The following is a 12,945-nucleotide window of genomic DNA, read 5'->3' on the forward strand; positions in this document are numbered from 1 at the left end:
GATATATTGCATATTGTATTCAATTTGTATTTTTAGAAAGGAGAATTTTAGATCATATGGATTCAAATCGATTAAAAGGAATTATAATGGTCATAATCGGTGCTTGTTTATGGGGCTTGTCTGGTACAGCTGCACAACAACTTTTTCAATATGACAATGTTTCAACCGAATGGTTAGTTACGATCCGTTTACTTATATCTGGAATTATTTTGCTCATTATTTCCTCATTCGGAACGAGAAAAAAAGAGATATTTGGCATTTGGAAACAAAAATCTGATGCTATTAAAATGATTTTGTTTGGTCTATTCGGTATGCTTGCTGTACAGTATACGTATTTCGCTTCAATTAAAGAAGGAAATGCTGCCGTGGCAACATTATTACAATATTTAGCTCCTATATTCATCACTGTATACTTACTTTTCAAATGGAACGTTCGTCCATCAAAAATTGATTTCATTTCAATTACCCTTTCATTAGTAGGCACTTTTCTCTTACTAACAAACGGGTCTGTTCATAATTTGGCTGTTTCTACACCAGCTATTATTTGGGGTGTTTTATCTGGATTATCTCTCGCTTTTTATAGTTTATATTCAAAGGAATTGTTAGAAAAATGTTCTTCCTCCGTTATCGTTGGATGGGGCATGATTATTGGGAGTATTGGTGTAACGATTGTACACTTTATTTCTACAAACGAATTCATTTTATTATCAACTATGAAATATGTAAAACTAAGTACCCTACCGCTCATTACATTTGTCGTCATTTTCGGGACACTTATTGCCTTTTATTTATACTTAGACAGCATAAGATACCTGACTCCGAAAGAAACAACATTATTTGGTTGCACAGAACCACTCGCAGCTATTATTTCTTCTGTACTTATATTACACGTGCCATTTCAATCTTTTCAGTTATTAGGCGCTTTTTGTGTCATTGTAATGGTGCTCATCTTAAGCCAAAAGCCGGATGAAGGGAAACAAAAATTAAAGCTTGTTCATGCAAAAAAGGAAAATATACATTGAAAGGATTGAATTCACTATGCCTGTCCCTCAAAATTATAAAAAACCAGGAAGAATTTCAGCAAAATCACTCGTTTTAAATCAACTACAAAATTGGATTATTGAAGGTGTACTGAAGCCCAATGAAAAAATTAATGATGGGGAATTGGCTGAGGCACTAGGAGTAAGCAGAACACCTGTAAGAGAAGCACTTCAAATATTAGAGCTTTCTGGATTAGTGGAAATGGTACCAGGGCAAAAAACGAAAATTGCTCCTATTAAGTTAGACGACGTATCTATCATTTATGAAACGATGGCTGGTCTTCACTCTATTATAGGAAAGCAAGCTCTTCAAAACATTACAGACGCTGATATTCAACTACTTTCTGAAATAAATGATCATTTTCAGCACTCTATAGAGAAAAAAAACGCAAAACAAGCTTTAGAATTAGATATACAATTCCACAATACAATTTCTTCTATTGCTAAAAATCAATATATTGAACCCTTTCTAGAAAATATGCAACTTCACGTTTTACGTCTTGAATATTTGTTTTTCCAAAACTTTGTTCCAGCAAGTCAATCTATTGAAGAACATCACTCTATCATTCAAGCATTACAGAAGCAGGACGAAAAACAAATGGAACAAATAATGACCCAAAACTGGCTCCGCCCCATGAAAGAAATACAAAAAATAATTTCTACGAAATAAAAAGAGAGCTGGTTACACAAAATCGTAACCAGCTCTCCTTTTACTAATCTATATAGCTATGCCTGGATATTCGCATAATCTTCCATATCTTCGTACTCTTTTTCCAATTCCTCTAAAGACAGCTCGTATAATTGTCGGTCGCGAATCTTAAACACACCTGCTCCAATTAACTCATCAATTAAATGCCTCTTACGATTTTCAACAGCAAAACGGAGTTGACTACTCATCTTTTAAAAAACTCCTTTCTACGATCATTGAAAATGATAATCTCTATCAATTACCACTTTTGATTATAAAAGATGACTCTTTATAAGTAAAGTAATTTCATGAAATATTTACCTTGCAAAGTACTTGTGGCCACATTATATATATGTATGCCGTGCGAAAAATGTTATGACACTTTTTCTTATCCTTTTTCTTTCATACTTTGCAAGTTGTCTCATCATGATTAAATTCACCATCTATTTCTACTTGAATGGTGACATGTTCTACATGAAATTTCTCCTTTAATACATACGTAGCCTCTTTTAATACACTTTGCGTTTCATTCCCTTTAATAATAAGATGACATGTTAATACTTGAAAATCTGATGTGACAGACCATATGTGCAAATCATGAACTTCTTTGACAATCGGAATATTTAATAACGTACTTTTTACCTCTTCAACATTTATGTGCTGTGGTGCACCTTCCATTAATATATGAACCGTATCACGTGTTACACGCCATCCACTAATAATGACTAAAATAGACACAAGAATACTAGCAATCGCATCTGCAGCAGTCCATCCGAAAAATTTAATAAGTAACGCAGCAATAATCGCTCCGACGGAACCCAATAGATCGCCTAGTACGTGCAGGAAAGCACTTCTTAAATTCAAATTACCTTTCACATCTCCGCCTCTCATTAATATCCAAGCTGATAAAATATTAATAAGCAGACCCAGGACTGCAATAATGAGCATCCCATTACTAGCAATCTCAACTGGTTCTTTAAAACGACGGATTGCTTCAATAAAAATGTATACCGAAATGACAATAAGAACGACACCGTTACATAATGCTGCTAACATTTCGACTCGCTTATACCCGTATGTTTTCGCAGTTGTTGCTGTTTTTTCTCCGAGTTTAAACGCAAGTAAACTTAAAGCTAAAGATACTGCATCACTTAGCATATGCCCCGCGTCAGATAGTAGTGCTAAGCTATTTGTTACAAATCCACCAACAACTTCTGCAATCATAAAACTTGTTGTTAGTAGGAAGGCAATTAGTAACGCCTTTTTATTTTTTGAATGACCATGATCATGCGAATGTCCCATACTTATACTCCTTTAAGTACAATATCTGTATGTTAGTATGAAACAAACTCCCCATCTTTATCCCGAATTGACTGATTGTAAACGCCCGCTTCCTCTGTATACACACTTCGCTATTTTTTAAACAATCCCTTTTTCTCAAATAAAACAAGACTACTTCTTTTTTATTTTCATATTGTTTACTAATGAAAGAATTTTTAAGGAGGTTACTTAAATGAAACGTTTATTTCTCTGTATGGAACGTGAACTTGTTGTAGTGAAAGAACACAATGATAACTATGAAACGACTTATCACTTACAAAATATGCAACCTACCTGTATCGCTGTTGATCCATTTCAAAAGAATCGTGTATATTGCGGAACATTTGGACGAGGTCTATGGTTAAGTGACGATAGTGGGGATTCATGGCGACCAATTGGAGATTCTTATCGTTACTTTGATTTCCCTAAAGAAGATGGTATTTTGCACTCCTCTATCACTTCCATAACAATAAGCTCAAATGAACAAGTTAACGGATATGGGGTCGTTTATGTCGGCACAGAACCGAGCGCTTTATTTCGCTCTGAAAATGGTGGTGAAACGTGGACTGAACTTAAAAATATGAAATCATTATTATCTTCTTATACATTGGCTTTCCCGCCTAGACCTTTTACCCATCACGTACGCTGGATTACAGTTGATCCAAACAACCCTAATACAATACACGTTTCAATCGAAGCTGGTGCTGTTATTCAAAGTAATGATAAAGGGCATACATGGATTGATAAAAAATTCGGTGCTCCTATCGATGCTCATCAATTACTTATGCACCCTGAAGCACCAAATCGCCTTTATGCATCATGTGGTGACGGATTTATGGGCGGACCTGATCGTGCTTATCTTGAGAGTTATAACAATGGAAACAGCTGGATCTCATGTAGTGCAGGACTTGAACATCATTATTTATACAGCATGGCTATCGATCCAGCTGATTGTGATACGATTCTCGTTTCTGCTGCGCCAAGTGCTGATCTCGCTCATCATCGTATCCCTTATGAATCTTATATTTATCGAAAAACGAAAGATACTCCGTTCCAGCAAGTACAACAAGGACTACCATCTGCAATCGGTACAGTCATTTCGATGTTTGCTACAAACGAAGCCGAACCACATACGTTTTACACGTTAAATAACAATGGCGTCTTTCAATCCAATGATAGCGGCGAATCGTGGGAACAACTAAACATTCCGTGGAAAGATGAGTATAAAACGCAGCATCCGCATGCACTATTCGTCACTAGTTCTTAACGAAAAAAGACTGCCTAAATGATTTTAGGCAGTCTCTCTTTTATTTCTTTAAATCAATGACAATATCATCTAACACAATATCTTTGCTCTTCGCTTCTTTTTTCGGCACTTCTATTTTCTTCTCTTTCCCATTCACATACTCTACTCCACCATGATTTTCAGGTGTATGTACTCGCAAGTGCACGCGAGGTGTAACGATAAGCTTTGTTGCATTTTCGTTTAGTTTTTGGAAGGTGGCACTCCAACTACTTTTATGTGGCTCTGCTACTGTACTACTTCCGCCATTTCCTTCACCCGAATAAATATTCCCTAAATCATCCTTAACCGTCAATTCAACATCTACACTATCCCATTCTTTCCTCGCGCCCTTAGAAACCTCTTGATTGTAATAAAGAATAAATGAAACTGGCGATATTGCGACCTTTTCCATATTTGCTTTTATACCTTCTTTTTCTGAACTCCCACCAATTGTTCTCTCTTTACTATCCACTGATTTTACAGTTAACGCGAAATTCCAATTACCTTGTATTGATTTTTTCCTATCTGGCATCTCTATTCTCTCTATATTCCATCTAAAGTTTACTTTGTCCTTTTTATTGCTATCATGATGCGTCGTTGTTACCATACCTACATACTTTTTTTCAGTAACTTTAGTCATTTTACCACTGCCTGAACTACCATGAGCGTCCATTATATCCAATCCACCTAATATGATAGGATCCTCCCCTAAGTCCTGCTCACTTTCCAGTGAATACGTTATAGATAATGTTCTGCCATCAGAAATTACATCATTAATTGTAACCTTAACCCCATTACTCTCTTTTGTCATATTCAACTCAGTCGAAAATTCCTTATAATTTTCATATAACCCCGTTCTACCATTATCTAAAAATCGGAATATGTCACCTACAATTGGCAATCCCCCGGCATATGTAGGAAAACCGATACCAAGAGTTGCAACCGATAACCCTACTAAAATTGATGCAGCAGCGACAGCTTTTTTCCAACTTTTCATCTTTTTCTTCGTAAGTATCGATTGTTTTACATTTCGTTTTACTTTTTCCTTTTCAATTTCAGAAGCCTCAATTTCTTCTAGTTCTTTTTCATCTATATCAATATCATTTAATAGTTCATAAATGTCTTTCATATTGCACTACCTCCAAAACTAATATTCGTAGCATTTTGTTGTAGTTTCTTTTTCCCCCGGTACACTCGATTATCAATTGCTGCCCGAGTTAATCCTAACTTGTCACCTATTTCCTCTGTCTTCATACCAAGTAAATATTTCATAATGAACACCTTTTGATCTAGCGGTTCTAATTGATTAATGAGCTTCAATAATTCTTCCCTATCTTCCATAACGATTAATTCGTCTTCTGCTGATTTTTCTGTACTGATATGAAACTCATCTGAAATGATTTCTACTGTTTTAGTCGATTTCCGGTAATAATCAATTGCTTTAAACTTCGCAATCGCTGCAATCCACTTTTTAAAATCACTCGGCTCTCCATGGAATTTATTTGCGTTATTCCAAATGGAAAGAAATATATCGTTTATACATTCCTCTATGAGTCCATCATTTTGAATGGGAAGTAGAACTTTATGCGTGATCCCCTTTATGAGTGGTAAGTATGTATCGACAACGAATTCTAACGCGTCTTCTTTTTGCCGCTGTAATCTTTTTATAAAATTTTTCTCATTTGATTTCATGTAGCGATTCCCCTTATTGTTTTGTAAAAGCTTTTACACCCTATATAACGTCTGAGAAAATTTTTTCTCTCATCTTTTTTATTTTTTGTATGTAATGGAATACTTTCCCTTAGCCATTTTCTCACATAACTATGCATTCAAAGAAAACTTTCTCAAGTCTGTAATTTAATTCATGTAGTACACTATTTATATAGTCACTATTTAATTTAGTGTACATTTTATTTCATTAATCTATTTTAAAAATTAGGAGATGAGATGTGTATGTGTGGAATTACAGGTTGGGTAGATTGGAAAGAAGACCTTTCAAATCAACATGTTATTTTAAAAAAGATGGCAAATAGTATTGAGCATCGTGGTCCGGATGCTGAAGGATTTTGGTTTTCACCTCATGCGGCCTTTGCACACCGGCGTTTAATTGTAATTGATCCAGAAGGCGGGACACAGCCTAAGACATTTCGTGCTGGTGATTATACGTATGCTCTTACTTATAATGGAGAAATTTATAATTTCCGTGAACTGAGAGAGCAGCTTCAAAAATGTGGGCATGCATTTGAAACCCATTCAGATACAGAAGTATTACTACATGCTTATTTAGAATGGAAAGAAGACTGCGTACGACATTTAAACGGAATTTTCGCTTTTGCCTTATGGGATGACCAGAAGCAACAATTGTTTTTAGCACGAGATCATTTAGGTGTAAAACCACTCTTTTTTACAGAAAGAAATGGCAGTATTATTTTCGGCTCTGAAATTAAAGCATTATTAGCGCATCCATCTGTCCCTGCTGAAATTGATGCGGATGGAATAAATGAAATATTTGGATTAGGCTTATTTCGCACCCCAGGATGTGGCGTCTTTAAACATATTCAAGAAGTACGTGCTGGACATTCTATAACATTTACACGTCATAAAAAAGTAGTTACGAAGTATTGGAATTTAGAAAGTAAGTTCCATACAGACTCTATAGAAGATACATCTTCGCATATTTTATCTATTTTACAAGATACAGTAAAAAGACAATTAATTGCCGATGTTCCTCTCGTTTGTATGTTATCAGGCGGATTAGACTCTAGCGGTATTACTGCACTTGCGGGTAAAGAATTTGCTGCTGAAAATAAAACACTTCATACGTATTCTGTTGACTTTGTAAATAGCGCAAAAGATTTCGAACTAACATTTGCTCGCACTGGTTTAGACGCTCCTTGGGTAAAACGCGTTTCTGAACATGTCGGGACAGCGCATCATGATATTATTGTGAATGCTGAAGAATTAGCAAATCACTTATTCGTTCCCCTTCATGCAAAAGATTTACCGAGTGCTGGTGAAATGGAAACTTCACTATATTTACTATTTTGCGAAATGAAAAAAGATGCGACCGTAGCTTTATCCGGCGAATCGGCTGATGAAGTATTCGGTGGATATCCTTGGTTTCATCAAGAAGAACTACTATATGTAGATAAGTTTCCTTGGCTAACAAATTGGAAAAATACATCTCCTCTTCTACTAAATGAAGTAAGTAACCAATGTAATCTAGAAGACTATATTGATACACGATTCCAAGAAGCGATACTTGAAGTACCTACTCTTGAAGGCGAAAGTAAAAAATCCGCGAAACAACGTCAAATGTTTTATTTATTTTTAACAAGATTCCTTCCTTTCTTACTTGACCGTAAAGATCGTATGAGTATGGCTGTTGGATTTGAAGTTCGTGTACCGTTTTGCGATTATAGATTAGTTGAATATTTATGGAATGTTCCTTTCAACATAAAAAGTATTGATAATATTGAAAAAGGCATTTTACGTAGAGCACTACAACCAGCTTTACCTGACGATGTACGCAATAGAAGAAAAAGCGCTTATCCAACTTCACAAGATCCACACTACTTACAAACAATCCGTAATTTAACACTTGATATGTGTAACAATAAAAACAATCCTATTTTCTCACTTATTAACCATTCCATCTTACTTTCAATTGCTGATCAAAGTAATAAAGTGTTTAACAATTTTGAAGCAAGAAGTGCCATGGAGTATATGCTACAAGTAAATGAATGGTTGAAAACATATCACATCCATATTGCTTAACAAAAAGGAGTTCAAGGATAAAAACCTTGAACTCCTTTTATATTAATTAGCACATTGTTTATTATCAGTATCAATAGACCATCCAATAATCGTGGCACAGTCTCTACCTTTCCACTGCAGTACATTTGTTAATACGGGCTCAATCTGCAAGCTATTTCCGTCGTGTAATATTTCTACTAAAGATTGATCATCATCAAACCTTCGTTTGTCACACTCTAAAATACCGTCCGTTGCCATTACAATGTGATTCATTCCTTTTTCTAATCCTCTTACACCTGACGTAAAGCAAGGTGTATTTGCTGCAAAAATATTTTTCCTGCCAATATATTCGTAATTTTTCCGTTTATTTAATCGTCCTTTTCCATTTTTCGTTTTCTCAGAATGGAATAAATACGCGAAACAATCACCAACTGATAACCAATATAAAAATTCGCCTTTTCGTAAACAAATTAAGCAAGCGAGTTCCTCATCATCTTGATCACACTTTTTAATAAATAACTCATCTGTAAATAACGCTAATAAGTACATATGTGTATGATGAAAAGCTAAATGTATTGGATAGGAAAATAACTCTTTTAATTTCTCTTTTCTTTCTGAAATCGCTTCTATTATATAATCAATATTTTTTGTTTTGTGGTGTGTATCAAAAATCATAACAAATTCAAATTGTAATTCAGGGTCCCACCAAGCAAGTACCGCATCTCCTCGTTCATATGCATCACTTTCTTGATTTCCCCCATATACGCCGACTGAAAGAGGACCACATTTTTCAACATGTATTTCATCTACATACATCTGTTCATGACTCATCCATTTGAATGTATTCACAACTATCATCCTCTCTCTTGCTAAATGTATACCTTTACACATAGATTACCTTATATTTCAATAAAAATAAACTTTTTCAACATTTTTTATCCAAATAAAAGGATTTTATTTCTAAAACAACGAATATATCTTATTATACGATATAAAAAAGGGGATTTATTATTATGAACAACATTAATCAACATTGGGAGAGCATTTATTATCACTTACGATACGAATACGAGGACAATCTTTCCCACCAAGCAATTCGTATTTTACAAATCGTTTCTCGTGAGAAAGATATAACAATTGGAAAAGTCGCTACTGAGCTTAGCCTTTCTCATAACACAGCATCTGAACATATAAAGCGCCTTATTCAAAAGGGGTTCATCGTTAAAGAGAGAAATAAAAAAGATGAAAGAGTGGTAAACCTTACATTAACAATTGAAGGAATTGAAGTATTAGAAAAACATACTTTACTAGATAAAGAAAAGATAAAAATATTAGAATCACAGTTATCAAAAGAAGAACAACAATTAATTGAAAAAGCATTTTCGTTATTAGCGAAGGAGGCAAAATATGCATTTCCTCGTTAAAGTAATCGTTTCGGCACTTATTATCGGCGTTATCACTGAAGTCGCTAAACACTACAGTACGATAGGTGGCTTTATTGCTGCCCTTCCTCTCGTGAGTTTACTTAGTCTATTTTGGATTTCATTTGAAGGCGGGAATAAACAAGAATTGAGTCAATTTGCTTTAGGGGTATTATATGGATTCCCCGCATCAGCACTACTATTATTTATTGTCTATATTGGTTTAAAAAATTCATTTACACTTAGTACATCTGTCCTACTCGGTATAGGTGTTTGGTGTATCGTTTTTGCTTGTCAAAAATTATTTCAAGCTTAGGAGGAATTAACATTCATAAATTTGTAGAAATAATGGGGCAAAATATAGAAGTACATGTAAAAGGAGGTGGTAAACAAACTGTAGTCATTCAAACCGGAATGAGTTGCTCATTTTATGATTGGCTTCCTATTATAAAAAAGCTTTCACAGCACTTTACAGTCGTTTCATACCATCGCCCAGGTTACGGGAAAAGTGAGCTAGGAAATCAACCACGTACAATAAGGCAAGTTACAAAAGAGCTGCATATGTTACTAAACAAACTAGCTATTCAAGAGCCATTTATTCTAATCGGTCATTCCTATGGAGGATTATGTGCACAACATTTTGCGATGTTACATGAAGATAAGCTGCAAGCACTTATTTTAGTTGATTCTACTTCGATGAACTTACACCGTTTAGATGAACTTCATTTACCAATTTCTGATCAAACTGACTCGGATGATATGTGGCTTGAAAAATATAATACATACTCCAAAATGGATGTAGACACACTTTATAATGAACTAAAACCTATTCTCACCGATCAATCAAAACAGCAAATTGGATTCTCTACCTCGCCTTCATTATATAAAGCGACAGCTTCTGAACTATCGGAGTGGAAAAACTGTGCTCTCTCACTAAAAGAGCTATGTAAAACATTAGAAATACCATTAATCGTTATCGGTAGAGATCCTCAATATTCTATTACTCAATTGACTAATGGTGGCATGCCAAAAGAGGAAGCAACACAACTTGAAGCAATGTGGCAAGAACTGATCCATGAACAATTACAACTCTCAATACATAGCCAATATATACTTGCCGAACATGCTGGTCACGGAATCGAAATTGATCGGCCTGATATTATTATTGGGGCTGTTCAATCTCTATAAATAAAAAAAGGAAGCAACTAAAGTTGCTTCCTTACTTATCTATTCATAATCTTCTTCATCATCGATTTCTTCGTAATAAGCATTCCCATTACTTACATAAATAGGGCCATTCGCAACATCAATACGTAATACCCATGCCCATGGCACAGCTAAACGCTTATGTATTGCTCGCCAAAAGCTCATTGATTTTCTTTCGTACTCCTGGAACTCCTGAAGTAACTCTTTATAGGAGGAACCGTCTAACTGAATATTTGCTTCTAGCAAACGAGAATGGGCATAGTACTGCAGCTCTAGTTCAGCAGCAATTTCCATTTCTTCTTCTGTTGCCATACCAATAATTGTTCCATCTGCTGGTGCAATTTCATATACGTTGTGAACTTCAATAAGCCCTTCTTTCTCTTTCTCAAACATGTAAACAGCCTCCTTTAACATATAATTTTTATGTTACAAAGTCATACTTCTACAATAACTTCTCTCTTTCCTCTTTTTTTGATAAACTTTTACAAAATATTTAACCGATGACCTGTTTTCTCTATTCTTTCAGCAGAAATGAAACGATTTTTATCAAAATTTAATTTATACACATCAGGCATATGAAGTGTTTTCCAAAACTCCAAATCATATTTCGAATTAAAATAATTCATTAGTAATACCATAATATTTCCATGCGTACCTATTACAATATTCTTACCTTCATATTTTTTTAATATATTTTGTATACATATTACAGCGCGCTTTTGTGCTACAGTATTCGATTCTCCGCCTTCGTATGCAAAACTCCAATCTTTCCACACATTCTGCATAGCATCATTAAAATTTGATACTGGCTCTGTGCTCAATAATCTTTCACGCAAATCTTCTTCAGTTTGTATTGATAATTTATATGTATTCGCAATTCCTTGTACAGTTTGGATTGCTCTTTTGTAAGGACTAGAAATAACAACATCAATATGTTTATCTTTTAATAAATGCGTTACATTTTCTGCATCACAGTGCCCTTTTTCAGATAAAGGTCGTTCCCGTTCTTCTTTTGTATATGTAGAATGGGCATGGCGAACGAAATATATTGTTGTCATTTTTTAACCTCCTTTCTTATTTTCCATCTATATTCAATAATAATATTGGAAAATCCTGTATTACAAAAGAGCACTTTTCATAATCGCCCCTTTGTTTACATAATAAAATTATTTCATTATAATTTATTTCTGAATTCCTCACTTATGACAATATCTCGAATAAAGTAATCCATATTACTTAAAAGTTTTTCAAATGCTTTTTCACTCAAATTGTTCATCATAAAGACAATCTCAATCTTATTCCCTTTTTTATCAGTACCATAGAAACTATTTGTTAATACAAATGCCGTAGAACCACCTTTCTGTCCAGCAAATTCGAATATACCCTCTCCTACGGTTCCTTTAAATATATTCTCAACCTCACCTTGCATTTGTGGTGTAAAATAATTTCTGCTATTTATCTTTTCCAATAAACTCATGTAATCCTTCGCATTTGCACCTATAAACCGATCTGACCAAATACGCTGAAAATCCATATCGGCTTTTAACGATATCTCGCGTTTTGTCCATTCTTTCTCGTCTTTCATCCATTCATGTATTTGCCATACATGCTTAACATATTCATCATTAGACATATTACGTAGCTTGTCCAATGCTTTATTTTGAGGAATATGCAGTTCTTTTTCAACATAGCCCCTCATATATAATGCCCCTGTATACGTTGGATAAAATTCATCGTGACTATTTAAGCCTAACTCTTTCAAACTTTCATTTATCCGCGCTGCTCCAAGCTTGTCCAATAAATATGATGCATTCGCATTCGAACTATAATGGATCATTCCTTTCACTACTTCTTCTAAAGAAGTTTGACCACCCTTCACTAACTCTTTATCTTTTACATCATCTAGCCATGCAGGGTGTGCACCACCATCAGTATTTTTCACATAGTATTTTTCTAATTCTTTCAATGAAATTTTCTCGTCTTTTCTTATTTTCCCTTCAGCTACTTGCTTAGCATATTCAATTGCTATAACGATTTTCGACATACTTGCTAGCGGTAATTTTTCTTTTTCATTTATTGATGTCAATGTTTCACCATTTCTTTTAACAATTAAAGAAGTTGTTTTATCATCCTTATGTTCTTTTATGTAATTTAGCACATAATTAGAGTCTTCTTTGGAATTGACATATTCCTTCACTGAAAAGAAAGCTATACAGCCTACTATAGTAA

The 12,945-nt window shown here is 34.5% G+C and carries 15 protein-coding genes; 7 read left to right on the plus strand and 8 right to left on the minus strand.

What is annotated here, in order from left to right:
• Nucleotides 1-56: 56 nt before the first annotated feature.
• Together GBN78_RS24810 and GBN78_RS24815 are read left to right on the plus strand one after the other, a co-directional pair.
• Nucleotides 57-1,022, plus strand: a complete 966-nt coding sequence (locus GBN78_RS24810) for a DMT family transporter (RefSeq protein ID WP_152127811.1) — start codon at nucleotides 57-59, stop codon at nucleotides 1,020-1,022.
• Between the two features lie 16 nt (nucleotides 1,023-1,038).
• Nucleotides 1,039-1,710 carry a GntR family transcriptional regulator gene (locus GBN78_RS24815; RefSeq protein WP_002023787.1) on the plus strand — a complete coding sequence of 224 codons (672 nt, stop codon included), beginning with the start codon at nucleotides 1,039-1,041 and terminating at the stop codon, nucleotides 1,708-1,710.
• A 56-nt stretch (nucleotides 1,711-1,766) separates the two neighbouring features.
• On the opposite strand, the gene fbpA is transcribed toward GBN78_RS24815, so the two are convergent.
• Nucleotides 1,767-1,937, minus strand: coding sequence for a Fur-regulated basic protein FbpA (gene fbpA, locus GBN78_RS24820; RefSeq protein ID WP_000098302.1), 171 nt, complete (start codon nucleotides 1,935-1,937; stop codon nucleotides 1,767-1,769).
• A 193-nt stretch (nucleotides 1,938-2,130) separates the two neighbouring features.
• Nucleotides 2,131-3,030, minus strand: coding sequence for a cation diffusion facilitator family transporter (locus GBN78_RS24825; RefSeq protein WP_000510035.1), 900 nt, complete (start codon nucleotides 3,028-3,030; stop codon nucleotides 2,131-2,133).
• A 211-nt stretch (nucleotides 3,031-3,241) separates the two neighbouring features.
• Here GBN78_RS24825 and GBN78_RS24830 point away from each other — a divergent pair, with 211 nt between their 5' ends.
• Nucleotides 3,242-4,315, plus strand: coding sequence for a WD40/YVTN/BNR-like repeat-containing protein (locus GBN78_RS24830; RefSeq protein ID WP_152127812.1), 1,074 nt, complete (start codon nucleotides 3,242-3,244; stop codon nucleotides 4,313-4,315).
• Nucleotides 4,316-4,355: 40 nt separating this feature from the next.
• Here the strand turns inward: GBN78_RS24830 and GBN78_RS24835 are convergent, their stop codons facing one another.
• Nucleotides 4,356-5,462, minus strand: a complete 1,107-nt coding sequence (locus tag GBN78_RS24835) for a DUF4179 domain-containing protein (RefSeq protein ID WP_152127813.1) — start codon at nucleotides 5,460-5,462, stop codon at nucleotides 4,356-4,358.
• Nucleotides 5,459-6,025 (minus strand): sigma-70 family RNA polymerase sigma factor, encoded by a 567-nt coding sequence (locus GBN78_RS24840; protein ID WP_000840007.1) that lies wholly within the window; start codon nucleotides 6,023-6,025, stop codon nucleotides 5,459-5,461. The genes GBN78_RS24835 and GBN78_RS24840 overlap by 4 nt, the downstream gene beginning before the upstream one ends.
• Before the next feature lie 261 nt (nucleotides 6,026-6,286).
• On the opposite strand from GBN78_RS24840, the gene asnB reads away from it, so the two are divergent.
• Complete coding sequence (gene asnB / locus GBN78_RS24845; RefSeq protein WP_097918690.1) at nucleotides 6,287-8,110, plus strand: asparagine synthase (glutamine-hydrolyzing); 1,824 nt, start codon at nucleotides 6,287-6,289, stop codon at nucleotides 8,108-8,110.
• A 42-nt stretch (nucleotides 8,111-8,152) separates the two neighbouring features.
• On the opposite strand, the gene GBN78_RS24850 is transcribed toward asnB, so the two are convergent.
• Complete coding sequence (locus tag GBN78_RS24850; RefSeq protein ID WP_001999549.1) at nucleotides 8,153-8,980, minus strand: PP2C family serine/threonine-protein phosphatase; 828 nt, start codon at nucleotides 8,978-8,980, stop codon at nucleotides 8,153-8,155.
• Between the two features lie 122 nt (nucleotides 8,981-9,102).
• On the opposite strand from GBN78_RS24850, the gene GBN78_RS24855 reads away from it, so the two are divergent.
• From GBN78_RS24855 to GBN78_RS24865, 3 genes are read left to right on the plus strand one after another with little or no spacing between them, the layout of a single operon-like run.
• A complete protein-coding gene (locus GBN78_RS24855) occupies nucleotides 9,103-9,513 on the plus strand; it encodes a MarR family winged helix-turn-helix transcriptional regulator (protein WP_001059785.1) in 411 nt (136 codons plus the stop codon).
• Nucleotides 9,497-9,826: a DUF3147 family protein gene (locus tag GBN78_RS24860; protein WP_000545640.1), complete on the plus strand. Its 330-nt coding sequence runs from the start codon at nucleotides 9,497-9,499 to the stop codon at nucleotides 9,824-9,826. Before GBN78_RS24855 ends, GBN78_RS24860 begins: the two co-directional genes overlap by 17 nt.
• Nucleotides 9,787-10,698 carry an alpha/beta fold hydrolase gene (locus GBN78_RS24865; protein WP_152127814.1) on the plus strand — a complete coding sequence of 304 codons (912 nt, stop codon included), beginning with the start codon at nucleotides 9,787-9,789 and terminating at the stop codon, nucleotides 10,696-10,698. The genes GBN78_RS24860 and GBN78_RS24865 overlap by 40 nt, the downstream gene beginning before the upstream one ends.
• 39 nt (nucleotides 10,699-10,737) lie before the next feature.
• Here GBN78_RS24865 and GBN78_RS24870 read toward each other — a convergent pair whose 3' ends face one another.
• The 3 genes from GBN78_RS24870 to GBN78_RS24880 form a co-directional block, all read right to left on the minus strand.
• The gene (locus tag GBN78_RS24870; protein WP_000461766.1) at nucleotides 10,738-11,109 is read right to left on the minus strand and encodes a hypothetical protein; all 372 of its coding nucleotides are present in this window, start codon (nucleotides 11,107-11,109) and stop codon (nucleotides 10,738-10,740) included.
• Nucleotides 11,110-11,198: 89 nt separating this feature from the next.
• Nucleotides 11,199-11,774, minus strand: coding sequence for a histidine phosphatase family protein (locus GBN78_RS24875; RefSeq protein ID WP_000208266.1), 576 nt, complete (start codon nucleotides 11,772-11,774; stop codon nucleotides 11,199-11,201).
• Between the two features lie 116 nt (nucleotides 11,775-11,890).
• Nucleotides 11,891-12,940: a serine hydrolase gene (locus GBN78_RS24880; protein WP_226798493.1), complete on the minus strand. Its 1,050-nt coding sequence runs from the start codon at nucleotides 12,938-12,940 to the stop codon at nucleotides 11,891-11,893.
• Nucleotides 12,941-12,945 lie beyond the last annotated feature (5 nt).

This window comes from Bacillus sp. B2-WWTP-C-10-Post-4 (assembly GCF_009183805.1).
GTDB lineage: Bacteria > Bacillota > Bacilli > Bacillales > Bacillaceae_G > Bacillus_A > Bacillus_A cereus.